Annotated in this window: 23 protein-coding genes and 2 pseudogenes; 13 read left to right on the top strand and 12 right to left on the bottom strand. The window is 67.9% G+C overall.

The window, feature by feature from the left end; all coding sequences use genetic code 11:
• Positions 1 to 2 precede the first annotated feature (2 nt).
• The 3 genes from LXT21_RS38425 to LXT21_RS38415 form a co-directional block, all read right to left on the bottom strand.
• Positions 3 to 503 (bottom strand): hypothetical protein, encoded by a 501-nt coding sequence (locus LXT21_RS38425; protein WP_254043211.1) that lies wholly within the window; start codon positions 501 to 503, stop codon positions 3 to 5.
• A gap of 5 nt (positions 504 to 508) precedes the next feature.
• A complete protein-coding gene (locus tag LXT21_RS38420) occupies positions 509 to 964 on the bottom strand; it encodes a hypothetical protein (protein WP_254043210.1) in 456 nt (151 codons plus the stop codon).
• A 79-nt stretch (positions 965 to 1,043) separates the two neighbouring features.
• Positions 1,044 to 1,796 carry a hypothetical protein gene (locus tag LXT21_RS38415; protein ID WP_254043209.1) on the bottom strand — a complete coding sequence of 251 codons (753 nt, stop codon included), beginning with the start codon at positions 1,794 to 1,796 and terminating at the stop codon, positions 1,044 to 1,046.
• 54 nt (positions 1,797 to 1,850) lie between these two features.
• On the opposite strand from LXT21_RS38415, the gene LXT21_RS38410 reads away from it, so the two are divergent.
• From LXT21_RS38410 to LXT21_RS38400, 3 genes are read left to right on the top strand one after another with little or no spacing between them, the layout of a single operon-like run.
• On the top strand, positions 1,851 to 2,402 hold the full coding sequence (locus LXT21_RS38410) for a DUF2378 family protein (protein ID WP_254043208.1): 552 nt from the start codon (positions 1,851 to 1,853) through the stop codon (positions 2,400 to 2,402).
• The gene (locus LXT21_RS38405; protein WP_254043207.1) at positions 2,389 to 2,880 is read left to right on the top strand and encodes a hypothetical protein; all 492 of its coding nucleotides are present in this window, start codon (positions 2,389 to 2,391) and stop codon (positions 2,878 to 2,880) included. Before LXT21_RS38410 ends, LXT21_RS38405 begins: the two co-directional genes overlap by 14 nt.
• A gap of 60 nt (positions 2,881 to 2,940) precedes the next feature.
• Positions 2,941 to 3,414: an NUDIX hydrolase gene (locus LXT21_RS38400; RefSeq protein WP_254043206.1), complete on the top strand. Its 474-nt coding sequence runs from the start codon at positions 2,941 to 2,943 to the stop codon at positions 3,412 to 3,414.
• A gap of 216 nt (positions 3,415 to 3,630) precedes the next feature.
• On the opposite strand, the gene LXT21_RS38395 is transcribed toward LXT21_RS38400, so the two are convergent.
• The 3 genes from LXT21_RS38395 to LXT21_RS38385 form a co-directional block, all read right to left on the bottom strand.
• The gene (locus LXT21_RS38395) at positions 3,631 to 4,053 is read right to left on the bottom strand and encodes a hypothetical protein (protein WP_254043205.1); all 423 of its coding nucleotides are present in this window, start codon (positions 4,051 to 4,053) and stop codon (positions 3,631 to 3,633) included.
• A gap of 205 nt (positions 4,054 to 4,258) precedes the next feature.
• The gene (locus LXT21_RS38390; RefSeq protein ID WP_254043204.1) at positions 4,259 to 4,825 is read right to left on the bottom strand and encodes an endonuclease dU; all 567 of its coding nucleotides are present in this window, start codon (positions 4,823 to 4,825) and stop codon (positions 4,259 to 4,261) included.
• Between the two features lie 102 nt (positions 4,826 to 4,927).
• Positions 4,928 to 5,131 (bottom strand): cold-shock protein, encoded by a 204-nt coding sequence (locus LXT21_RS38385; RefSeq protein ID WP_046710823.1) that lies wholly within the window; start codon positions 5,129 to 5,131, stop codon positions 4,928 to 4,930.
• A gap of 229 nt (positions 5,132 to 5,360) precedes the next feature.
• On the opposite strand from LXT21_RS38385, the gene LXT21_RS38380 reads away from it, so the two are divergent.
• Positions 5,361 to 5,900, top strand: coding sequence for a hypothetical protein (locus LXT21_RS38380; protein WP_254043203.1), 540 nt, complete (start codon positions 5,361 to 5,363; stop codon positions 5,898 to 5,900).
• Between the two features lie 68 nt (positions 5,901 to 5,968).
• Here the strand turns inward: LXT21_RS38380 and LXT21_RS38375 are convergent, their stop codons facing one another.
• Entirely contained in the window at positions 5,969 to 8,488 is a 2,520-nt protein-coding gene (locus LXT21_RS38375; RefSeq protein ID WP_254043202.1) for a sodium-translocating pyrophosphatase, read from the bottom strand.
• 287 nt (positions 8,489 to 8,775) lie between these two features.
• The gene (locus LXT21_RS38370) at positions 8,776 to 10,017 is read right to left on the bottom strand and encodes a hypothetical protein (protein WP_254043201.1); all 1,242 of its coding nucleotides are present in this window, start codon (positions 10,015 to 10,017) and stop codon (positions 8,776 to 8,778) included.
• Between the two features lie 712 nt (positions 10,018 to 10,729).
• Between LXT21_RS38370 and LXT21_RS38365 the strand changes: the two genes are divergently transcribed.
• The 4 genes from LXT21_RS38365 (at position 10,730) to LXT21_RS38350 (ending at position 18,139) form a co-directional block, all read left to right on the top strand.
• Positions 10,730 to 11,890, top strand: coding sequence for a PstS family phosphate ABC transporter substrate-binding protein (locus LXT21_RS38365; RefSeq protein ID WP_254043200.1), 1,161 nt, complete (start codon positions 10,730 to 10,732; stop codon positions 11,888 to 11,890).
• A 130-nt stretch (positions 11,891 to 12,020) separates the two neighbouring features.
• Positions 12,021 to 13,052: a Vgb family protein gene (locus LXT21_RS38360; RefSeq protein WP_254043199.1), complete on the top strand. Its 1,032-nt coding sequence runs from the start codon at positions 12,021 to 12,023 to the stop codon at positions 13,050 to 13,052.
• Positions 13,053 to 13,382: 330 nt separating this feature from the next.
• Positions 13,383 to 16,142, top strand: a complete 2,760-nt coding sequence (locus tag LXT21_RS38355; RefSeq protein ID WP_254043198.1) for a hypothetical protein — start codon at positions 13,383 to 13,385, stop codon at positions 16,140 to 16,142.
• Positions 16,143 to 16,195: 53 nt separating this feature from the next.
• A complete protein-coding gene (locus tag LXT21_RS38350; RefSeq protein WP_254043197.1) occupies positions 16,196 to 18,139 on the top strand; it encodes a DUF4397 domain-containing protein in 1,944 nt (647 codons plus the stop codon).
• 178 nt (positions 18,140 to 18,317) lie between these two features.
• On the opposite strand, the pseudogene LXT21_RS38345 reads toward LXT21_RS38350, so the two are convergent.
• Positions 18,318 to 18,557, bottom strand: a pseudogene (locus tag LXT21_RS38345) (hypothetical protein); the annotation flags it as partial.
• Between LXT21_RS38345 and LXT21_RS45720 the strand changes: the two are divergent.
• Positions 18,537 to 18,626, top strand: coding sequence for a DUF2379 family protein (locus LXT21_RS45720; RefSeq protein ID WP_407667086.1), 90 nt, complete (start codon positions 18,537 to 18,539; stop codon positions 18,624 to 18,626). The pseudogene LXT21_RS38345 and the gene LXT21_RS45720 overlap by 21 nt on opposite strands.
• A gap of 169 nt (positions 18,627 to 18,795) precedes the next feature.
• Positions 18,796 to 18,996, top strand: coding sequence for a hypothetical protein (locus tag LXT21_RS38340; protein ID WP_254043196.1), 201 nt, complete (start codon positions 18,796 to 18,798; stop codon positions 18,994 to 18,996).
• Between the two features lie 50 nt (positions 18,997 to 19,046).
• Here the strand turns inward: LXT21_RS38340 and LXT21_RS38335 are convergent, their stop codons facing one another.
• Positions 19,047 to 19,943, bottom strand: a complete 897-nt coding sequence (locus LXT21_RS38335; protein WP_254043195.1) for a hypothetical protein — start codon at positions 19,941 to 19,943, stop codon at positions 19,047 to 19,049.
• A gap of 688 nt (positions 19,944 to 20,631) precedes the next feature.
• On the opposite strand from LXT21_RS38335, the pseudogene LXT21_RS45715 reads away from it, so the two are divergent.
• Positions 20,632 to 21,033, top strand: a pseudogene (locus tag LXT21_RS45715) (MBL fold metallo-hydrolase); the annotation flags it as partial.
• Positions 20,996 to 21,148, top strand: coding sequence for a hypothetical protein (locus LXT21_RS38325; protein ID WP_254043193.1), 153 nt, complete (start codon positions 20,996 to 20,998; stop codon positions 21,146 to 21,148). The pseudogene LXT21_RS45715 and the gene LXT21_RS38325, both read left to right, overlap by 38 nt.
• Before the next feature lie 57 nt (positions 21,149 to 21,205).
• On the opposite strand, the gene LXT21_RS38320 is transcribed toward LXT21_RS38325, so the two are convergent.
• Entirely contained in the window at positions 21,206 to 22,156 is a 951-nt protein-coding gene (locus LXT21_RS38320; protein WP_254043192.1) for an MBL fold metallo-hydrolase, read from the bottom strand.
• 191 nt (positions 22,157 to 22,347) lie between these two features.
• Between LXT21_RS38320 and LXT21_RS38315 the strand changes: the two genes are divergently transcribed.
• Complete coding sequence (locus LXT21_RS38315) at positions 22,348 to 23,256, top strand: LysR family transcriptional regulator (protein ID WP_254043191.1); 909 nt, start codon at positions 22,348 to 22,350, stop codon at positions 23,254 to 23,256.
• 87 nt (positions 23,257 to 23,343) lie between these two features.
• Here LXT21_RS38315 and LXT21_RS38310 read toward each other — a convergent pair whose 3' ends face one another.
• Entirely contained in the window at positions 23,344 to 23,850 is a 507-nt protein-coding gene (locus LXT21_RS38310; RefSeq protein ID WP_254043190.1) for a hypothetical protein, read from the bottom strand.
• Positions 23,851 to 23,913 lie beyond the last annotated feature (63 nt).

Genomic DNA, 23,913 nt, shown 5'->3' with positions numbered 1-23,913 from the left:
GTTCATTTATCGGGCCTGTCGAAGCCGTGGGCCTCGGCGATGGCGGTGGAGTCGGGGAACAGGGCGCGAGCGCGGGTGGCGAGTCGAGCGGCCTCTTCGCTCTTTCCCTGCTCCACGAGGGATTCGATGAGGCCGGCCCAGGACTCCTCGAGTGTGCTCAAGGCTCGGGTGGACGCTTCCTGATACAGGGCCTCTGCTTGTTGGGGCGCGTCCCGGACGACGCTCTGGAAGCGGGCCATGCCGATGAGCGCCTCGGGGCTCCGGTCAGAGGACTCCAGGGCTTCGTTCAGGATTTGCTCGACGGAGGCGAAGAAGGCCTCGGGGTCCTCGGTAGGCTCTGGCTTGCCCCAGAGGAGCGCCCTGCTGGAGAGGAGCAGCCCGGGTACGTGGGCGGGGCAGCTCGTCCGCAGGCGCTCGAGCAGTCGGAGTTGCTCGGGACTCCCCAACTCGAGGCGCTTCGCTTCGGACAGGAGCTGTCGCAGGTCGTTCGGGCTCGGGTGCATGGGGCTCACTGCTTCTGGAGGAGACGGGAGTGGTCCTTCGCCACATCTTTGAGGAGCTTGAGCGCCGTCTGCAGCTCCTTCTTCGTCGCGAGGGTGAAGTTCTCCGCGTCGTACATCTTCTGGATATCGTGACGGGTGAAGTCCTTGAGCCTGGCGGGGAAGTTCGGCACTCGCTGGAGCCGGGCGGGAATCTCCCCGAGCTTCATCGAGAGGTCCGCGATGTGACGGTGAAAGGCGGTCGCGGCGGAGGACTCGATGAGTCCGGACGCCGCGGACTCGGACACGAGTGCTTCGGCTTCCGCGAACCGACCCTCCGAAATCAGGTGGGTGATGCGTGCTTCCGCGCTGTTGCGGCCGAAGCCGCCGCCACTCCCCTCATCGACATGGGCACACGCGAAAAGTCCGCAGACGAAGAGGACGCGGATGTAGCGCCGGACTCCCGAGCCAGCCCTTCGTTCCATCCGGTGGAGGTTACTGGCGCGCGAGGGTTCGCACCCGCGCATCGGCGGGGCGTTGTCGGCTCCTGGGCGATGCTGTGGCTCACCCGCCCGTGTACACGGGGGTCATCGTGTCGAGGATGGCGCGCATGAGGGCCTGTCCGTCCGGTGTGTCCGGGCACAGTCCTCCCCAGACCAGGGTGAGGCGCTCGGCGACGGGGCGGAAGTACATCCGCCCTCGCATCCTCACCGGCTCGTAGCTCTCCCGGCCACCGGCGAGGTAGTCCTCCTCCGGCACGCCGAACACCGCGTAGTAGCTCAGGTCCGGCGCCTGCGCGTCCTCGGTGCGATGCAACCCGCTGGGGATGAGACAGGCCACGTCCGCGCTGTGCCACGCGCCCTGCCGCCCCGTCGTCACCTCGAGCGGCTCGAAGCACATCCGTGACGCCGGGCACCCCAGCTCCCCCGCCGTCAGGAAGTTGTAGTCCAGCCGCGGAATCTCCAGCATCTCCTCCACGTCCACCCGTCCATCGCGCCGGAACCCCCAGGGGGTGCCGTCCCGCTTGTACGAGCGCACGCCATAGGCCCCGTAGAACACGTTGTACCAAGGGCTGTGCGGATTGAAGTAGTCCGAGCACCCCACGCCATCCGGGAAGTCCGCGATGGTGAAGGCCACCAGCAGGTCGAACAGCCGCTTGTTCTCGAACGCGAGGAACGGCTCGTGCGCCACCGCGCCGATGGAGCCCCGGACCGCCGGCACCGGCGTCACCAACCCCAGCTCCTCCAGGAAGTTCGTCTTGCCCGGCAGGGGCGTCGCGTTCATGGCCATCACGGCCAGCTCTCGTTGGAGACCCATGGTGCTTTCGTTCCCCGCTGCAACGACAGATGGGACCAGAGTACACTGGTGAACATGCCGGAGAAGCTCGTCTTCGAGCACACCTTCGAAGGTCTCTTCGTGCGGGGGCTCGCGGGGCGCGTCACGCCCGTCCTGCAAGACCGCCTGCGCGAGGTCGGCCTGGACCTGAAGAAGCTCCGGCCCGCCTACGACTTCGACGTCTGGTGCTCCGCCGTCCGCGTCGCCGCCCTCGGACTGCACCCCGACGTGACCCCCGAGGAGGGCTATGCGCTGCTCGGCGAGCGCATGGTGGACGGCTACCGCGAGACGGCGATGGGGCGTGCCCTCTTCAGCGTCATCCAACTGCTGGGCCCTCGGCGCGGCGTCGGCCGAGCCCAGCAGATGTTCCGCTCCGGCAACAACTACACCGAGGCCCGCATCGAGGACGTCTCCTCCACCGAGGTGGACCTCTGGATGAACGAGGCCGGCCCCATCCGCTACTTCACCCAGGGCGCCCTGCGCGCGGGCCTGCGCGCCACCGGGGCCGTGCAGCCGCTCGTCACCGTGCGCGACTTCACCCCCGCCGACGTCACCTACCGCTGCACGTGGCGCAATGGCGTCTCCTGAGCCCACCGCGCCAGGCCTGCTCGCGGTGGACCTGGGCCTGCGCTCGGGGCTCGCGCTGTACGGGCCGGATGGGCGCCTTCTCACGTATCGCTCGCAGAACTTCGGCAGCCAGTCCCGGCTGAAGCGCGCGGTGCCCTCGGTCCTCGCGGGGACGGGGGCGCTGGCCTGGCTCGTCCTGGAGGGCGGCGGGCCCGTGGCGGACGTCTGGGAGCGCGAGGCGTCACGGCGCGCGCTGCCCGTGCTGCGCGTCTCCGCCGAGGACTGGCGCGAGCGGCTCCTGTACGCGCGTGAGCAGCGCAGCGGCGGACAGGCGAAGGACGCGGCGGATGGACTGGCGCGCAGGGTCATCGCGTGGTCTGGCGCGCCGAAGCCGACGTCGCTCCGCCATGACGCCGCGGAGGCCATCCTGTTGGGCCTGTGGGGCGTGCTGGAGGTGGGCTGGCTCGCGCAGGTGCCGCCCGAGGTCCGCGCCCGGTAGGGGCCGCCCCCGCGCCCCTGCTATGACGGGGACTCGAATTGATGCCGGAAGGAGGCCACGGTGAAGCGGTGGGTGGATGCGCTCGCGCGCACGGGGTACCGGGGCGCCTACACGCTGGCGCGGGTGTACTGGCTCGTGCGTCACCCCAGGACGGAGGGCGTCTTCGTCGGCGTGTGGCACGCCGGCCGGGTGCTGCTCCTCCAGAACTCCTACAAGCACCAGCTCAGCATGCCCGGCGGAGGCATGGACCGGGGCGAGTCCCCCGCACAGGCCGGCGCCCGCGAGCTGCACGAAGAGGTCGGCCTGCGCGTGGACGCGTCGACCCTGCGCCCCGTCTTCGAGACCGTGGGCACCACCGAGAACAAGGAGGACCACGTCCGCTTCCTCGAGCTCGACGTGGAGCACGAGCCCGCGCTCACCATCGATGACCGCGAGGTCACCTGGGCGGCGTTCATCGACCTGGACACCGCCCTGCGCCTGCCCGTCTCGCCCCTGGTGCGGGCCTACCTGGAGCACGCGCGCTCACGCCGCTGACCTCCGTCCATCCCATGCGGGCAGACGACGGGCCCACGGGGCCCCGCCCGCGTCCACCGCGTCACGCGCGGGCCGTGTCTCGAAACAAGGCACCGCCATACCGGGGTGAGCCGGTGTCCTCGAGACAGGGATTGCCAGGATGAGACCTCCACGTGCGGGCGCGACAGTGACGTCGAGGAGGGGGCCCGCGCGTGGATGAGACAGCCGAGACTTGCGTCAGCGCGCGTGGGCGACCGCGGGCTCGTTCATCAGGAAGTGCTGGGTGCGGGCCTTGGCGAGCTGCTTGTCCGCTTCCTCGATGGAGACACAATTCACGGTGATGTCGCCGTTCTCCGTCACCGTCTCGGATGCCACGCGCGCCGTCTGGAGCCGGGCGATGACCGAGTCCGACACATGCACGCACACCAGACACCCCCGCTCGCGCCCGTACTGGACGACCTCTCCGAAGAGCGTGGCCGACTCCGGTTCCAGCGCCTTCAAGCCCCGCATATCCGCCAGCACCAGGTGCCGGCCTCTTGCATACGTATCCGTCGCGGTCCGGTAGGCCGCGGCGAAATCCTTCATCTCATTGGGTCGGACAAAGCCCTTCAACCGCACCGTGACGGTGCGGCGGTTCGTATCGTTGGAGACCTCGAACATGGAGCCCTCCCTCCTGGGGAGGATAAAGAATAACAAACATCCCGGCTGTTTCGAAACCACCCCCGGACGGTCTGTCCGCCCTGGAATAGTCGACAGGAATTGTGTCGAGACAGACCCGGGACGATGGAACATTGCCACCAGCGCGCACCCCATCTCACGCCAACGCAATCCTCCGCGCCCAACGTGAAGTCGAGTCACATCCGACTCAGGCGCGTTGACTGCTCTCACCGGTGACGACCGCCGAGCCGATGAGGTGCGCCAGCCGCAGCGCCTCCGGCACGTGGCCCTTGTCCGTCACGCGCCGGAGCGCCTCCGCGACGTCATCCGGTCCGGCGCCCTGCACCTGGAAGGTGAAGCCCGCAAGCTGATGGATGGGCCCCGCACGGCGGAGCGTGGCCCAGCGCTCGTCCGCGCGCGGCAGCCGCCTGAGCGCGCGCTCCACCGCGTCCAGGTCCGGCGGCCTGCGCATCACCGCCACGCACGGCTTGCCCAGCCGGGATGCGAGCGCGGGCAGGTCCACCACGTTGAAGCCGCCGAACGCGATGCCGTCCAGCAACACCAGATGCACTTGAGGCAGGAACTTGCCGCCCTCCAGCAGCCGGCACACCTCGCGCGTGCCGTTCCAGCCATCGCGCCGCACGCGCCCCCAGACGAGCCCCTCGAAGCGCGTGCCCGCGCACACCACGCCCGCCAGGGACACGGAGACGCCCGCGCGGCGGGGAAAGGGCCCATCGTCGAAGCCGATGACTCGGGGGAAGCGGGGCAGGCGCATGGGTGGCCCAGCCTCGCAAAGCAGGCGCCCCGACGGAAAGGAAGAAGCCCGACCCCGCGCGCGGCGGAGACGGGCTTCAGGGACGTCCGGACTCCAGAAGGCTCAGCCCGCGCGAACGTTCTGCGCCTGGAGGCCCTTGGGGCCGCGGCCGACCTCGAACTCCACCTTCTGGCCTTCCTGCAGCGTCCGGAAGCCATCCATGTTGATGGCCGTGTGGTGGACGAACACGTCCTCACCGCCACCGTCCTGCACGATGAAACCAAAGCCCTTCGCATCGTTGAACCACTTCACGGTACCAGTTGCCATGAATCGCGTTCTCTCGGGTGGTGCGGCGCGCCGCGGTTATCGGCCTCTGAGAATGTAGAGGCCGTAAGTCGGGCATAGTCTGCCTGGGGCAGCCGGCTGAGTGGAAGCCCCCTTGGCCGCTTGCCGTGCGGGAGGGGTGAGGAGTGGTGGCCGGGATTCCTACTTCTCGCGGGCCCGGGGAGGGGCGCGGGCGGCGGGCGTGCCTACCGTCCTGGAAAGGAGCTCCGCGATGAGCCTGTCCAGCCTGCCTCCCCCTCCCACCTCCCCTCGGGCGGAGAGCGCCCCCCGCCGGGTGGCGCGCCACCTGGTGGATACCAGCGCCCGTGCGGGCATCCTCTCCCGGCCGCTCCTGGAGCGCTTCCCGCTGCGCCGCTGGGTGCCCTCGGAGGTCCACACGCTGTTGGACTACCGCGCCGGGGTGGCCGCGGTGGTGGCGGGGCACCTGTCCGAGGATGGGACAGCGCGTCGGGCGGGCTGGGCCCTGGGCGCGTCGCTTGTTGGCATCACGCTGCTCACCGACTCGCGCCTGAGCGTCTCGAAGCTCATCCCCATCGAGGTGCATGAGCTCTTCGACTACGTCCACGGCGCGGCGGCGGTGCTGGCGCCCTTCGCGCTGGGCTATGCGCGAAGACACCCCCTCACCGCCGCGGTGCACGTGCTGCTGGGCCTGTCGTCGCTGGCGGTGGCGCTGGTGACGGACTACCGCTGCCAGACGGGCATGCACCTGGGCGGCGAGCACCTGACGGACCCCGAGGGCATCGGCGCCTGAAACGAGAAGCGGCGGGGCCCCGGGACAGAGGACCCCGCCGCGCATGACTCACGAAGGCAAGGCGGCGCTCAGGCCGTCTTCACCGCGGCCTGGGGCTTGGACTCCGCCGCGGCAGCGCCGCCGACGCTCTGGATGCGCATGCCGTAGAAGCTGCGGTAGACGAACACCGTCGAGAGCACGAAGAACACCACCGACAGGATGCGCATGAGCTGGCCCTGGCCCGCCGCCTCCAGCTCCACCGCCAGCTCCACCGCGAGCAGGCCGAAGAGGGTGGTGAACTTGATGACCGGGTTGAGCGCCACGGAGGACGTGTCCTTGAACGGGTCTCCCACCGTGTCACCGACGACGGTGGCCGCGTGCAAGTCAGTGCCCTTGGCCTTCAGCTCCACCTCCACCAGCTTCTTGGCGTTGTCCCAGGCGCCGCCCGCGTTGGCCATGAAGACGGCCTGATACAGGCCGAAGATGGCGATGGAGATGAGGTAGCCCACGAAGAAGTACGGCTCCAGGCAGGCGAACGCGAGCGTGCTGAAGAAGACCGCCAGGAAGATGTTGATCATCCCCTTCTGCGCGTACTGCGTGCAGATTTCGACGACCTTCTTGGAGTCCGACACGCTGGCCTTCTCCACGCCCTCCAGCTTGATGTTGGCCTTGATGAACTCCACCGCGCGGTAGGCGCCCGTGGACACCGCCTGCATGGACGCGCCGGAGAACCAGTAGATGATGGCGCCGCCGGTGATGAGGCCCAACAGGAACGGGGCGTGCAGCAATGACAGGTACTGGGCCTTCTCCGGGTCGAGCACGCCGTTCTTGATGCCGACGAGCAGCACGATGATGGAGAAGATCATCGTGGTGGCGCCCACCACGGCGGTGCCGATGAGCACGGGCTTGGCGGTGGCCTTGAAGGTGTTGCCCGCGCCGTCGTTCTCCTCCAGGTACTCCTTGCCCTTGTCGAAGTCGGGCGTGAAGCCGAAGTCGCGCTTCACCTCGTCCTTCACGTTGGGGACGTTCTCGATGAGCGACAGCTCGTAGACGCTCTGCGCGTTGTCCGTCACCGGGCCGTACGAGTCCACCGCGATGGTGACCGGGCCCATGCCCAGGAAGCCGAAGGCCACCAGGCCGAAGGCGAACACCGGCGCGGCGATCATCAGCTGGCCCACGCCCTCGCCCGCGACGCCCGCGCCGCTGAACCAGAAGGCCAGGCCCATCAGCAGGGCGATGACGAGCCCCATCCAGTACGCGGAGAAGTTGCCGGCGACCAGGCCCGAGATGACGTTGAGCGACGCGCCGCCCTCGCGGCTGGCCGTCACCACCTCGCGCACGTGGCGGCTCTCCGTGGAGGTGAAGACCTTGATGACCTCCGGGATGATGGCGCCCGCCAGCGTGCCGCAGGTGATGATGGCGGACAGCTTCCACCACAGCGACGGGTCGCCGTTGAGGTTGGGGATGAGCAGGTAGCTGACCAGGAACGTCAGCGCCACGGAGATGATGGACGTCACCCACACCAGCGCGGTGAGCGGGTGCTCGAAGTTCATGTGGTCCGCGTTCTTGTACTTGGCGGACTGGTACACGTTGTTGAGCGCGTAGGCGGCCAGCGACGCGAGCACCATCACGATGCGCATCATGAAAATCCACACGAGCAGCTCCACCCGGAAGCCCTCGCCCACCGCCAGCAGGATGAACGTGATGAGCGCCACGCCCGTCACGCCGTAGGTCTCGAAGCCGTCCGCGGACGGGCCCACGCTGTCACCCGCGTTGTCACCCGTGCAGTCCGCGATGACGCCCGGGTTGCGCGCGTCGTCCTCCTTGATGCGGAAGACAATCTTCATCAGGTCCGAGCCGATGTCGGCGATCTTGGTGAAGATGCCGCCCGCGATGCGCAGCGCGGAGGCGCCCAGCGACTCGCCGATGGCGAAGCCGATGAAGCACGGGCCCGCGAAGTCCGCCGGGATGAACAGCAGGATGGCCAGCATCAGCAACAGCTCCGTGCTGATGAGCACCATGCCGATGGACATGCCCGCCTGCAGGGGGATGGCGTAGGTGGGGTAGGGCTTGCCGCGCAGGCTCGCGAAGGCGGTGCGGCTGTTGGCGAACGTGTTGACGCGGATGCCGAACCAGGCGACGCCGCACGAGCCGGCGATGCCCACCAGGCTCGCGATGAGGATGATGCCCACCCGGCCCGCGTCCATGTGACGCAAAAAGCCGAAGTAGCCCACCATCACCACCGCGATGAGCGCCCACAGCACGCAGATGAACTTCACCTGCGTCATCAGGTACGTCTTGCACGTCTCGTAGATGAGCTCGGAAATCTCCAGCATCGCCCGGTGCACGGGCAGCTTCTTGAGGCTCGCGTACTGGAGGAAGCCGAAGACGAGCCCCAGCACACAGACGGCGATGCCCGAGAGCAGCAGTTGATGGCCATTGAGTCCGCCGCCCAGGAACGTCTTGGTGGCGAAGTCGGGGAGGACCAGGTCCGCCTCACTGGCGTGAGCGGACGTGGCGGCGAGGACCGACAGGAGCCCCAGGGCCCTGGCGACCACGCCGGTGACGCTCCGGGACGGAGCGTCCTTGCGTGAAACGGTGCTTGTCATGGGGGTGCAACTCCTCACAGAGACTCGGCCGGAAGCGCGACCCACAACGCCGCGCCCCGGGATGACAGGGAGTGGTGTCGAGGGGTTGGCCGTCTGCGAACGAAGTTGCCGCGCGCCGACGCTTCAGCACAGCCTCGCCCTTCAAGGCGCGCGAATGCCACGCGTCCGAAGGCGAGACGGCGAATACCATGGCCGCCCGTGGGAAGTCGAATCCGAGACAGGCTTCGATTGCCCGCAAGACAAATGATTGGGATGCCGCGTCTAAGTGTTTCCCACCATTTTCTGTGTCAGGGTTTCAGGCGGAAAAGAAAACCATCCTGCGGCTGCGGGTAGGGTGTCCCCGCTGGGAGCTTTCGCCGCAGCGCGCCAGCCACCAAGGTATGCCCAGTGACATCCACGGCCACGGTGCGGGCCGAGGGCTGCTGGGGGCTCTCGAGCGTCCGGACCCAGAGCGCGTCTCCCTTCTCGGGCTGGAGCCGGGCGACGTAGAGGCCCGCGGGGGCGGGTGTGCGGGCCAGGTCCAGCGCGCCGTCGTGGGTGCCGGAGACGGTGAGCTGCCCGGCGTCATCCGTGGCGAGCGCGGTGGCGGTGGCGGCGAAGGAGCGCGCCCAGCGCTCGTGGCCGTCGGCGCTGAAGGCCGCGACGAAGCCGTGGTGGTTGCCCGCGTCGTGGGGCTGGCCCTGGAAGTAGAAGCGGCTGGAGAAGGCGCCCGCCACGTAGACGCGGTCGGGGCCCACCGCGAGCGCGTTCACCGCGCCGGTGGAGCCTCGGAAGTCGCGGCTCCAGGCGTGGGCGCCCTCGGGTGTCAGCTTGAGGACGAAGGGCGTGCGCTGGCGGACCGTGAGGAACTGGCCGCCGCCGAAGCACACCGCGCCCGCGTAGGCCCCGCCCACGTAGATGCCGCCGAACGCATCCACGCCCGCGGCGCGCGCGGTGACGAAGCCGTCCGCTCCCGCGGACCAGACGCGGCTCCAGCGCGTGCGGCCCTGGGCGTCCAGGCGCAGGACGAAGGCGCCGCGCTCGCCGTCGGGAGGTGCGCGCACGGCGTCGCCGAAGTCGTGCTCGCCGCTGAAGTCTCCCACCACCACGACGCCGCCCGCGTCGGAGGTGACGGCCTGGATGGTGAGCGCGCCCTCACCGTCGAAGCCCTTCACGGCCTCGAGGGTGCCGGTGGGCGACAGGCGCGCGAGGAAGGGACCATCCGGCAGGCGCGTGCCTGAGAGCGTGGCGCCCGAGATGGCGCCGCCCAGCCACGGCCGTCCTTGGGTGTCGATGACGAGCCCGCCCACGCGCACGCGCGAGGTGCCCTCCTCCGGAACGACACCGTGGGCCCAGCGCAGGGCCCCGTCCGGGGAGAAGCGCGCCACCAACAGATGAGGCTTTGAAGCACTCCGGTTGAAAGGCAGGGGGCCGCCCCCCACGTCCATCGGCTCCCGGTATGTCGCCGCGACGAGAACGTCCCCGTCGGGAGCAATCACCGCGTGTGGCGCCTCGCTGTCCCCGTGCGCCAGCGGACGCGACCACGCCATGACCCCCTCGCCCTCGCCACCCCGCTCAGCCGTCCCCACCCCCACCACCGGGCCTGGAGCACGTGGTGCTGCAATCGCCTGCTCCCCGCACGCCACGAGTGCAGGCGCCAGCAGACACACCACGCTCAACCACCGCCAACCCGCCATCGCCCGCCCCAGCCTCTCCCGCCGCCCAACCCCCCGACGACCCTCTGCCCTTCAACCGTGAGGACGCTTCTGCAAGCAGGTTGCCAGCGACGTCCCCGCAAGGGTTTCCCCTCTGAGGGGCCCGGGAACATGGGCCCGGAGGGCGGGGTGGATGTCCTGTCTCCTGAAAAAATCCCTGTCCACCAGCCAACGCGGGAGGAAAAACGACGCGGCCGGCAGGAAGGCAGACAGGCCTGTAGCAGGCGTGGGGGAGGGTGGGGCAGACGAGGTGGCGTGGTGTGGGGTCGGCAGGTGTCCGGAGTCTGACATTGCACCGCGGAGTGCCACGAACGCGCCACGGATGATTGTGAAGGCTGTCGCACGGTGGGTGTGACGTGGCGCTGGCCAAGATTTGACAGAGTTGAGTCAGCGCTTGTCTGGCCATTCAGGCACCTTGCTCCTCGTCGAATCCCGGGCATCCGGGTTCGACGGTCCTCTCCAGGCACTTGAGGCCTCACCGCTCCCGCGTCCGCGGAAGAGGGCCGCGTCTTGCCGTCAATCCCCCGCGATACCAGAGGAGTCGTCCATGAACAGCATGAAGTGGGTGATGTCCGCCACGGTGGTGGCGATGTCTGTCGTCGGTTGCGGTGGTCAGTCCGGAGTGGGAGCGCAGGCCTCCGAGATGTCGGCGCGGGAGGCGGCGCTGGCGATTCCGAACTTCTACGGTTCGGACACGCTGAAGGAGGCGCTCGTCGCGGCCACCCTGCAGTCGGGGTCCGGCCTGAGCATCGAGGGCAAGGGCTCTGGCGTGGGCGAGGCCTGCCTGCGCAACGGCGTGGGCTCCAGCGGCTTCTGCTCCTCCGCGGCGCAGACGCTGGCGCCCATGTCGCGTGACTTCGCGGCGCCGAAGACGGCGTCGGGTTCGGCCTGTGCGAGCGGCACGGCGGTGGGCGCCTGCTGCCCTGGCGAGCGCAGCAACACCATCGCCCTGGACGCGGTGAGCGCGTTCGTGTCGACGGCGCGGTTCGGCCTGTTCCCGCTCGTTCCCAACCCCACGCCGCCCCCCGCGTTCGTGAAGGGCCTGACGACGCAGGAGCTGCGTCGCATCTACTTCGCCACCGACAGCTCGAACGTCGCCATCCCTGGCGCGTGCCCCACGGACTGGAGCGCGTTCGGTCAGCCGTCCGCCCCCATCGTCAAGTACCGCCGCGATGACCTGTCCGGCACCACCGACACGTTCAAGTCGCTGCTCAAGGGCGGCACCTTCTGCCCTGGCATCACGGTCATCGTCGACGGCGCGGCCACCAACCCCAGCCCGTGCACGGCCTCCGACAGCGCGACCACCTGCATCGGCAAGCTGACGGAGAGCGACAACAACGCCATCGGCTACGCGGGCGACTCGGCCAAGCGGCCGGGCAATGCCGCGGTTCCGCTGATGGCCGTGTCCCCCATCACCCCCACGACCAGCACCTTCATCGCGCCCACCGCCGCGAACGTGCGCAAGCTCATCCAGGCCGGCTCGACGGATGCCTATCCGCTCTCCCGCCGCATCTTCCTGAACGAGAACGTCAACCGCGCGCAGTCCTTCGACGAGGCCACCCTCTACGAGTGGATCTACGTCTCCAACACGGGCGACTTCGAGGAGATCCTCAAGCAGCAGGGCTTCATCGCCTGCAGCGACGCCGCGCCGCTGGACTGCGGTGGCGACGGTCTGGGCCGCGGCGCGGGGCTCTGCTCCGGCCTGTGATGTGACGTCACGCTTCAGCCGTCATCAATGAATGTCTTGGGCCGGAGGGGCGCCGTCAGCTCCTCCGGCCCGTCCCTCGTGGAGGAGAACCCTCCGCGCCCACCTGCGTCAGACGAAAGCCCCACCCAGCATGCGCACCCATCTCCGTGTCCTGTTCCGCTCCTCGTTGTTGCTGCTCTCCATCGGCGCTCCCGCCCTGGCGTCCGACCTGCACGCCGCCCCCTGGGTGTGCCGCGATTCCCGCGGCGCCGTGGGAGACGTTGGGGAGATTTCCCTGCCCGCCGGCTCGGGTCCGCTCAGCATCACCCTGGGGCCCGACCTGGCGCTCTGGTACACGCAGGCCGGCTCCGGGAAGATTGGCCGCGCCACCCGTGCTGGCGCCCTCTCCGAGTTCGCGCTGCCCACGGCGAGCGCGGGCGTGCAGCAGATTGCCTCCAGCTTCGATGGGAACCTCTGGTTCACGGAGCTGGCCGCCAACCAGATGGGCCGCATCACGCCGGCCGGCGTGGTGACGGAGTTCGCGCTGCCCAACCGGGGCTCCAGCCCCGCGGGCATCGCGGCGGGCCTGGATGGCAATGTCTGGTTCACCCAGCTCACTGGCAACCGCATCGGACGCATCACCCCCTCGGGTGAAATCACCGAGTTCGCCCTCCCCACGGCCGCCGCGCAGCCCCGCGCCATCACCCAGGGTTTCGACGGGAACCTGTGGTTCGTCGAGCAGGCGGCGAACAAGGTCGGCTCCATCTCCTTCGAGGGCGTCATCCGCGAGTTCGCCCTGCCCACCGAGCGCTCCTCACCGTCCTCCATCGTCGCGGGGCTGGATGGGAACCTCTGGTTCACCCAGCAGGCCGCCAACCAGATTGGCCGCATCACCCCGGACGGCGTGGTGACGGAGTTCCCGCTGCCCACCGCCGCGAGCCAGCCGAACGCCATCGCCCTGGGGCCGGATGGCCAGCTCTGGTTCACCCAGCTCGCCGGCAATCGCATCGGCCGCATCACCCATTCGGGCGCCATCACCGAGTTCGCCCTGCCCACGGCCAACAGCCGCCCGTCTGGCATCGTCATCGCGCCCCCCGGCAACTGGTGCCTGGATGCGCATGTCTGGTTCACCGAGCGCGGCAGCCACAAGCTCGGGAAGCTGCGGGCCATCGCCGTTCCCTGAAGTCCTCGTCACGCCTTCGCCCTGGGGGCGTGACGATTCCGGGACCTGTTGCATGGGGGGAGCCGGACCGTGACGCGTTCGTGAGACTGGAAAGACAGTCGCGACGCGTCATGGTCCGTTGTTTTTCATTGGCATGGAGGAGTCTGTCCTGGGTGTGCGGGGTGGTGTCTGATTTTGTTGCAAGGACTTGTCATTCCCTGTCGGAACGCACGGCTAGGGTGCGCCCCATCCTGGCAGGTCACCCGTGTCTGACATGACTCGGGAGGCCGGGGGCGACCACGGTGCATCCCAAGTGGATGCGGGAGGGACATCGACATGGGGATGACTCGGATGGGGCCTGCCCCAGACCGCGTGCTACGGGTGTGTCTGTTGTTCTTCCCGGCACTGCTGGCATGTACGTCCGAACGGGGCGACGTGGTGGAGGTGCCCGTGGAGGTGCCTGCCTTCAAGCGGGCCTGCGATCCGGTGCGCTCCGGCGAGAAGATACCCCTGCGGCGGGCCGCCACGCGGGAGCCGGTGACGGAGAGCTTCGACAACCTGCTGGCGCGGGTGGGGACGCAGTGTGGCTCCTGCCACCTCCCACCCAACGTCCAGGGTGGTTTCCAGTACACGGCGGACCTGGAGGGGCTCAAGCGCGACGGCGCACGGATGGCCCTGAAAGCCTCTCAAGGAGAGATGCCACCCAGACCCACGCCCCTGCAGCTCAAGGATGCGGTGGAGCTGTCCTGTGCGCTCAATGCCTGGCTCGCCCGGGGCGCGCCGACCGGCACGTTCCCCGTCGTGTGCGAGGCCACCTCAGAGGGCGGCGTCACGGTGGCGCGGGAGGTGGGGGATTCGATGAGCGACCTGGGCCACTGCGTCCCCCAGGTCGCCAAGGGCTATCCGTTGGGGAGCGACCCGGAGAAGGACACCTTCTTCGCGGGGCTCACGAAGCTGCCTCGCTTCCTGTCGGAGACCGACACGGACATCATGACGTTCGACGCGGACAAGCTGGCCGACCACGGCACCGTGGCCTTCTCACCCGCCTACCCGCTCTTCTCCGACAACGCCAAGAAGCTGCGGCTGGTCCACGTCCCGCAGGGACAGTCCATCCGGTACGACGAGGCGACGCAGAAGTTCCACATCCCGCCCAACACGCGCTTCTACAAGACGTTCTTCAAGTCCGTGTCGGACCGACAGGGCAAGCGCTTCTACCGGAAGATGGAGACGCGGCTCATCATCGTCCGCGAACCCTGGAACCAATCCCTCTTCGGGACCTACCTCTGGAACGAGGACGAGACGGTGGCGGAGCTGCATGACCTGCGCTACCGCGACAACGAGCCCTTCTCCGACCGCGTGCTCGTCTACAAGGCGCATGAAATCAGCGGCGCCACGCGCAACTACGCGATTCCCGGGGCCCACCGGTGCATCCAGTGCCACACCGGCTCCGAGGCGCAGAACTTCATCCTGGGCTTCACCCCGCTGCAGCTCAATCGCCGGTCCCCTGGCGAGGCCGGGGTGGACCCGAAGGCCCTCATCGACGAGGACGAGCTGAACCAGATGGACCGGCTGGTGCGCTACGGCGTCATCACCGGCGTGCCTGGCTTCCGGCAGTTGAGCGAGACGGAGGACTACCTGCCCCGGCTCGAGCGCATCGCCGAGTCCGTGCAGGGGGAGGCTCCCTCACCGGAGGCCCACAAGGCCACGTTGGAGCTCCAGGGCTACTTCATCGGCAATTGCGCCCAGTGCCACAACCCCAACGGCTTCGCGGTGCAGAGCAACCCCGCCATCGCCTCGCTGGACTTCTCCGCCACGGGAATCCTCTTCGGCTGGAAGCCCTGCGGCGTGAAGGAGAGCAACGGCCAGCGTGTCTACGTGGACTGCGAGGTGAAGAACTTCTCGCAGGACCTGCTGCTGCGAACGCCCTCCAGCACGCTCTACCAGCGCGTGGCCCGGGACACGGACGCACGCGTCATCCACATGCCCACCAACGTGCCGGGCAAGGATTGCCGGGCCTCGCTGTTGGTGGCGCGCTACATCGCGGCGCTCGAGTGGCCCGCTGACAAGCTCCTGGCCCCCGCCGAGCAGGCCGCGGCCCGGAAGGCACGTCTGCGCGAGGCGGACAACGTCGTGGCGGGCGCGTGTACGGACCCCGCGGACGTGCAATGGATTGCCGAGGACTTCACCGACAAGGTCCCCTACGAGCCGCGCAATCCCGCCTGGAAGGACGCCATCGGCCGAGGGGAGTTCGAGTACCTCACCCGGTACGCCATCACCGAGCAGCACGAGCAGCTCGCCAAGAAGCTCTTCCCCACCAACTGGTGGTTGCCCAAGCGCACCTGCCGCTTCCCGTCGCGCGACAGTCCTCCGGCGGGGCACGACCCCTGGAATGATTCGCGCGACAAGTGGATGGTGAACGCGCTGGGCAATCCCAAGGCGCCCTGGGGCGAGCTCTATTACACGACGCCGGGAGCGACGGCCTTCCAGGGCATCTGCTCCAACTGTCACGGCCGTACGGGAGATGGGCAGACGGGCGCGGCGAAGGTGTTGGTGTCGCTCAATGGCGGCCGGGTGGCGAACCTCATCACGGGGCTGTTCGGCGTCACGGAGGGGGTCTCCCACCTGAGCCGTTTCGACAGCATCAATCCGCATGGTGGCGCGCGCTACCTGGCGTACATGGCCTCGGGTGGAACGCCCGTGCAGTTCACGCCGGACTTCATGAGCGCGTGGATCAAATACGGAGAGGTGGACATCGACTTCTCCCCGCGCACGTCGGACTGGGGCAAGTGGGGTGCGAACATGCTGGGGGCCGGGCGCGGGGCCTGTGACCTCATCCGCACGGGCAACTTCGGCACGGCGTCCGCCGAGCCTCCGAGCGGAAACCGCAACGCCATTGGCGGCGTGCGCATGTGGGAAGAGGTCTGCTCGCTCGACAACCCGCTGACGGCGGCGGTCCGGGCGGGGCAGGAGCCGGCCCTGGGGGAGTGGCTCCAGCACGCGCAATTCAACGTGGGCGTGATGGCGTACTTCTACCTGCGCGACGAGCTGTCCAAGGGCACAGCTGGCATCTATCCCCTGCGGACCGAGTGCGAGCGACAGGTGAAGCCATGAAGCAGGGCGTCCCTGTGAGTCCTTCAGCGAGTCGATTCCTCCGGAGCGTCAACGTGAAGAGAAACGTCCTGGGTTCGTGGCTGTTGATGGTGGGGCTCGCCCTCGCGGCGGGGGTCACCGGTTGTGGAGATGACGAAGGGCCGTCGGACGCTGGGTCGGTCGCGCGCTGCGATGGCGGGCGTGTCCTGGCGGATGGAGGCTGTGGAGAGCCGCTTCCGCCGAAGCCGTGCGACGGTGGCCCTGTCCTGCCGGATGGTGGCTGTGGCCTGCCTCCGACGAATCCGTGCGACGGGGGGCCCGTGCTGCCGGATGGGGGTTGCGGCATGCCGCCGACGAACACGTGTGATGGCGGTCCCGTGCTACCGGATGGGGGTTGCGGTGAGCCCCCGACGAACACGTGCGATGGCGGCCCCGTGCTGCCGGACGGTGGCTGCGGCGGGCCTCCGACGAACACGTGTGACGGTGGCCCTGCCTCGCCGGATGGAGGTTGTGGTGAGCCGCCCCCCACCTATCGAGCGCACGTGCGTTTCATCAACGCCTTCGTGGGGTTCAAGGGGAATCCGGCGGACACGGTGGACAAGCTGTGGGATCCATTCCGCGTCACCTTGCGCGTGGATGACGTGGAGTTCTTCCGGTCGATGAGGGCGGGCGCGGCGGCGGTGTCGGAGTTCCGGGAGGTCCTCCTGACGGGGCCCACCCAGAGCATGCGGATGGTTGCTCGGGACGCGGAGGGCACGTCGGAGGCTCCGGACCTCGTGGTGCCGGTGGACATCTCCCTGGCGGATGGCGACTGGGTGACCGTGGTGGGGGCTGGCTCGCTGCTCCAGGTCGGGCAAGCGCGCCCGGACCATCCGAGGCTCGTGGTGTTGAGGGACAACGCCCTGGCCGCCGCCGCACCGGAGGGAGAGGTGCGAGTGCGCTTCATGTCCGCGGACCGGGTCGTCTCCGCCACGGCGAAGCGCCGCTTCGCGGACGAGACGGGCAGGCCCTATGACGACAACAGCGTGGACCCGTATTCGGCGGACCCCGTCGAGCAAGGCTTCCTGGTCCCCTCCAAGACGCCGCGCGTGGCCATCATCGGAACCTCGCCCACCTTCGCGCCCGCGCAGAGTGGTTGGTTGTTCTACTCGCTGCCGGAAGGGACGTTCGAGGACGGCAAGGCGTACTACGCCATCAACACGGGTGAGGACCGTCGCACGCTCTCGGACGAGGCCTCTCCCGCGTTGCTCATCGTCACCGCGAAGCAGGATGCGTTCGCGCGCTTCCAGCGTGGCCCGCTCGTGTACTTCTTCCATGGCTTGCTGCCGGCGGCCGGCGGTGGGACGCAGCAGTCGCTCCAGGTCATCCGCGGTTCGTCGAACATCGCGGCCTCCCTGGCGTATGGCACCGCGCCGAAGGTGGCGGACCTGCCGGTGTCCGACACGGGGTTCCCGCTTCGGGTCACGGTGAACGGGCAGCCCGGGCAGGCGGTGCTGGAGGGCGCGACCACCGGTCCGCTGGAGGCGGGGCGTCGCTATCTGGGAGTGCTGTGTGGCCGGATTGCCGGCGCGCCCACGCTCACCCTCGTGAAGGACGAGTTCGCCACGGAGAGCGCGCAGTCTCCCTTCCTGCGCTTCATCCCGTGCTCCGCCAACTCGCCCAGCCCGCTCGACTTCGGTGCCTATTCGTTCCAGGCGGATGGCTCCAGCCGGGACGTCTTCACGCCGCTGTTCACGGGCGCGACGCTCGCCACGCCCACGCTCCCCGTCACGGGGGTGTCGTTCACGCCGCCTGTGTCCACGACGATGCCTGCTTACACCTGGCTCGGCTTGAAGACCCAGGAGACGACGCCTCTCGAGCGCACCATCCGGGGCCGGGTGCTCACCACGCCCTCCTTCCTCATCCTCATTGGAGAGTGGGAGAGTTCCCTTTCGTACCGAGTCATCAACACCCGCGTGAACACCTGGAGCGTCTCTTCTCCGAACGATGCCAGCTTCAGTCCGCTGCCGGCGCCGTGAACCGAGACGCCGGACGCTGATGTCACCGACGCCCACCCGGGTCCTCGCGCAGAGGGCCCGCGGTGGGCGCGGTCGTTCCAGCGACACGGGGTGTCAGTCATCGATGTAGCAGAGGCACATCCCGTTGAAGCAGGCGCCATTGGCCCGGGAATGGTTGTCGCGAGATGGAGATATCGACTCAGGACTGGTGTCGCTCCGCCTCACGGAAGAACTGGGTGAGCGAGTAGTTCAGCAGGGACTGGCGGGACTGCATGTACCGACGGGCGCGGAGGAAGGGGCGCCAGACGCGCTTGCCCACTCGAACCTGGGACTCCTCCCGCGTCTGCCGTGGCACCCACGTGCCACCCAACCGCCGCACCAGGACCGCCGCCAGATAGGCCCCGAGCGCCGGGGCCGTGTGCTGCGGGACGTGCTCGCGGTTGAGCGGGTCCCGCACCATCTCGAAGTGGCCCAAGGGCAACTCGACGAGATGTCCGACGACCCGTGACGTGAGCCGTGGTCCGGAGACACCACGACTTGCGCGCCCTGCATCCGCGAAGTGCCGTGCCAGGGGCTGTTCCTGAGCTCGTGAACGGAAATCGAGCCGGCGGGCCGGTCATCAGGCGCATCCGGGCTATGACGCCGACCGCATCCGCGCCAACGTCCGGAAACTCGGGATGAAGCCCGTCATCCATTCGAACCCGAGCCGCAAGCGAGCGCTGCCGTTGGACCGCACGCTGTTCCGACTGCGCTACCGGGTGGAGTGCTTCTTCCACGACCTCGAGCGCTTCCGGGCTGTCGCCACCCGCTACGACAAGACGGCGACCAGCTACCTCGCCGTCCTGCACGTTGCATCCATGCTTCTCTGGCTGCGTTAATCAGGGACAGCCCCTGGTGACCGCGTCGAGCCCGTGCAGAGGCGCAGTATTCAACGACCGGCCTGACTTCGCATGACGGATTCAATCTTCAGATGCTTCTGCAATAATGCAATCGGGTTGGGCTTGATCGAAACATCATGCGGCATCCATTCAGACGGCTCGGTTTTTCCAAGCTTCTTGACGATGGAAAGGAGCTTCTTGGATTGCTTTTGAGAGAGTTCCGCCAGGAACTTCTCTACTTCTTTCGAGGTGGGCGGAGGCGCAAGGAATGCCTCTGGATACAACCTTCCGAGAAACAGTTCCTGCTCTCTGACGACGGGCTCTGAGTCCTCGAATTGAAGTTCAAGTCGCTGGATGCTCTTGATGCTGAAAGAAAACAACTTTTCCGCGCGAGGGGATATCTGGTCGCAGTAGAGATGCGCCTTCCAGCCGTTTGCCTCTGCCGATGCCCAGACGGCCATATGCGATTTAGCAGTTTTCAGGAAATCGTGTTCAAGCCAATGGGGCAGAGTATCGGGCCGGACATCTGGCGTCAGGGCGCGCAAAAACCTCAACCGGAACGCGCTGGGATCCGAGTGGATATCATCCGCTTCGAAATTCTTCTGAACCGTTTCAATTGGCGCCAGGGGAAGCAACAGGCACGGCTCAAAATAGTCCCAATAGACCTTGTCGTGGGGGGGGATCTCGAGGGGGGCGTCGCACTTGTAGTCGACCAAGATCGCCCAATCAATTTGCGGAGAGCTGAAGAGCTTTCCGGGTCTTCGATAGACGTTGGTTCCCAAGACTTCGAATGAAATGCCGTGGGATTTGAATATCAATCCCTTGAATCCCTCATTCTGAAGGGCATGGCCGATCGTTCCGTCCGCGAAGGTGCCCGATGGAGCGCTCTCGAAATCTCCAAGACGCTCCCTTAGTGCTTTCTCGCTCATGAAGACATCAGAGGCCATGATGGCTTGCTCCCGCTGTGGTCGTCTCGTGGTTGATGCTGCTCTCTTCGGCTCCGCGCCAAGAGGGGCGGGCATGCCCTGCTTCAGTGGACACCAGGGATGCGGCAGTTACGGCGTCCGGAATGGCGCGCATTCTGACGCAGCGACCGAGTTTGGGGAGGCATACCGGAGACGGGCCTGGACCGCCTGGGATTATCGCCTACGACGCGCCAGGCCCTTTCGTCACCGCGGTGAGCCGTGTCCCGATACCTCTGTCCTCGTTCGCGAACGCCTTTCCCATGACGACCTACACCCGCGTGCCCACGACCAGCCGCTACGAGCCGCTCGGATCGGTACGCGAACATCAGGCTGGCAATCGACGTCACGTGCACGGTGGTAGGTCCTTCGCCCATGGCAAACCGCAGAGCGCGGCTCTCTTATTGCGCGTGCACGCGATACCATGCGAGGGCAACGGTTGGAAGTAACCGTCTGGTACGACTTGGTCACTTCAAGAATGTGTGAGGGAGAGTGGGCTGTTCCCCAGGCATGACACCCACGCAGCTGAAGCGGCTGGAGGGGGAACTGGAGAGCTTCCTTGAGTCGATGTTCTCGGGCCATGCGCCGACATGAGCTGGGCGATGCCCAGTGGAACCGCATCAAGCCAGTCTTGGGTGCCAGGACTGGCCCTCCTTCGCCGAAGCTCCCGCTGCTTCCGCGGCTGCAGGCGTACACCGTGGATGCGCCCTGGTTGCAGCCCATCCTGCCGCTGCGCATCGCTGACCACTCCTGGCAGATTGGCACCGAGGAGCTGACCGCCCTGTTGGTGGAAACCCAGGACGGCGTCGTGCTGCTTGATGGGGGTATGCCCCAGATGGCCGACCCTCTGCTGTAGAACCTGCGGCGCCGCGGCTTCGCGCCGCGAGATCTGCGCCTGATACTGAGCAGCCACGGACACGCCGACCATGCGGGCCCCTTCGCCGCATTGAAGCGCCGCACCGGCGCGCGAGTCGTCGCCAGCGCTGAATCAGCGGTCCTGCTGGCGCGCGGAGGCAGTGATGACCTGCACTTCGGCGATGACATCGTCTTCCCACCCGTCACCGCACCCCGGCTCCAGTGGCTGGGAATACGCCGCCGGCGCCAAGGCGATGACCTGCAAGCCCTACGCGGATGCCGCCGAGCGCGACTTCAACGCCAAGCTGACCGAGCAGCGTCGCAAGCCCCGTTGAGTCACGCGGCCCCACCCGAGCCCTCGCAATCCGGGCTCGCGGTGGGCCGCGCCTGTCTCACTCCGCGCTGAGCTTCGCCTCCGGCCACCGCTGGCCCGAGCTGTAGTTGAGGGGAATCCACCGGTAGCTCCGCCCCTCCGCGCTCAGTCGCCCCAGCCCAGGGAACGGCATGTGCGAGAGGCCCAGCAAATCTCCACGCCCCGCGGCATCAGCGAACACGCGAGCCCGTTGCGCGGCGGCGGACCGGTCATCCACGTCGTAGGCCACCGTCACGGAGGGCTCGCGCAGCTGCACCGAGCCGAAGTGCATCAGGTCGCCGAACAGCACCAGTCGCTGACGCCGGCTCTCGATGATGAAGCTGCTGTGCCCCGGCGTATGTCCCGTCGTCGGCATGACCCGGACGCCGGGGACGATGGTGTCTCCGCCGCCGAACGTCCTCAGCTTCCCGGCCGCGCGGTAGGGCTCCACCATCGCCCGCGCCTCCTCGAAGTACTTCGGGTCCACCGTTCCCCTGCCCTTGTCCTGCCCGAGCCAGAAGTCCGCCTCGCGCCCGTGGACCTGGAGGATGGCGTTGGGGAACATCCGACGCGTCCCAGACATCAGTCCGCCGGAGTGGTCGGAGTGGATGTGCGTGAGCAGCACCACGTCAATCTGCTCGGGCTGGTAACCCGCCGCCTGGAGGCTCTGCACGAGCCGGCCTCCCACGTCGGGACCGAACAGGCTCCCCACGCCCGTGTCCACCAGCACCAGCGCCCTGCCGGTGTTGATGAGGAATGCGTTGATGGACAGCTCGACGGGGTCCTCCAGGTGGTCGCGCGAGAGCAGCTCCTTGACCCGCTCGGGCGTCGTGTGGGTCGCCACGTCTCGGACCGTCTGGGGAACGGTGCCGTCGGACAACGCCGTGATTTCGAAGTCACCGAGCAGCATCCGGTGGAAGCCAGGCGCCTGTGTCCGCACCTGGGGCGCCGCCGCGTGGACGGTGGCCGGAATCATGGGGGCCGTGGCCATCACCAGCATCGTGAGGGCGCGTGAGACTGCGTGAAAAGCACCGCGGGGAAGAGGTCTGGTCATGGGCGATGAGATAGCGCCCGGACCTGTCTGGGATAAACGGGCGCACCTCTCACACTCTGTTTCACCCCAGAAACAATCCGCCGCCCTCTCTCCGCACGAACGCGATATGCCATAGGGAGAGGTGGCGCTTGGACAAGTTCATGGCGATGGAGGCCTTCGTCCGCGTGGTGGAGAGCGGCACCTTCACCAAGGCGGCGGACGCGCTGGGCCTCCCGAAGACCGCTGTCACCCGGCTCATCCAGCAGCTGGAGTCACACCTGCGGGTGAAGCTCCTGCACCGCACCACGCGCCGGGTGACCGTCACTCCCGAGGGCATGAGCTACTACCCCCAGGCCCTGCGCCTGTTGGGGGAGGTGCGGGAGCTCGAATCCACGCTGTCCCAGTCGAAGCGCGGCCCCAGGGGTCGTCTGCGTGTCGAGTCGAGCGGAACCCTGTCCCGACTGCTCCTGGTCCCCTCGCTGCCGTCGTTCTACGCGCGCTACCCGCAGATTCACATCGAGCTGGGGGTGAGCGACCGCGTCGTGGACCTGCTCTCGGACAACGTCGACTGCGCGATTCGCGGAGGTGGCATCAAGGACGAGTCCCTGGTGGCGCGGCACCTGGTGGACCTCACCTATGGGTTGTGCGCGTCACCCGCGTACGTGGAGCGCCACGGCTGGCCCCGTCATCCGCAGGAGCTGGCGGGCCCCACGCACGCGGTGGTGAGCTACTTCTCGTCGCCGAGCGGCAAGGAGAGCCCCTTCGTCCTGCTCCGCGACGGCGAGCGACTGGAGGTCCACGGTCGCAGCCTGCTGACGCTCAACGAGACGAACGCGTACCTGGCCGCGGGGCTCTCGGGTCTGGGCGTGATGTTCGCGCCCCGCTTCGTGCTGGAGCCCTACATCGCCAAGGGTGAGTTGGTGCGGGTGCTGGAGGGATGGCGGCCAGAACCCCGGCCCCTGTTCCTGGTCTACCCGCCCGCGCGCCAGCAGGCCGCCGGCCTGCGCGTCTTCATCGAGTGGGTGACGGAGCTGTTCGCCAGTCGGCCCGACCTCTGACACCAACGCCCACCCAAGGCCGCCAAGGGCCTCGTGGTGGGCGTCTCGTGCTTCAGGCTCACGCTCGAAGAGCGCGCGCCCGGTGAATCAGTTCACCTTGACCTGCAGCTCCTTGAGGACCTGGTCACCGCGCATCACGGAGACCGTCCAGGTGCCCGGCTTGTTGAGCCGCACGCCCGTCCACTGACGCGCGCGCCAGCCGTCGCCCTTGAGCTTCACGTCCTTGGTCTCGCGCACCACGTTGCCCTGCTTGGTCTGGACCATGACGTCCTCGACCGAGTCGCCCTGGGGCACCAGGTAGGCCTGCCACAGCATCACGGTGGTGTTCGCCTTGATGCCCTCGGCGGCGACCTCGGCGGTGCACTCGTACTTGTTGGGGCCGTCCTTGGCCACCTCCGTACAGAGCTTGGCCTCCACCAGCACGGGACCCTGGCCCTTGCCGTTGTAGAAGAAGTTCCAGGTGTCACGGACCGAGTCCGCGCTCGGAACCTTCGCGGGCTCCTTGTCCGGTGCCTCGGCCGCGTCCTGCGCCAACGCCAGCGACGACATCCCCAACACCGCACACACCATGGTCCGCGTCATCAGCTTCTTCATACTCGGGGTCCCCTCGTTTGATGAGTTGGGACCCGCCTTCCCCGGCGGGTCCTGCCGGAGGTC

This window comes from Myxococcus guangdongensis (assembly GCF_024198255.1).
Classification (GTDB): Bacteria; Myxococcota; Myxococcia; order Myxococcales; family Myxococcaceae; genus Myxococcus; species Myxococcus guangdongensis.
This window is presented reverse-complemented; position numbering and strand designations above follow the sequence as displayed.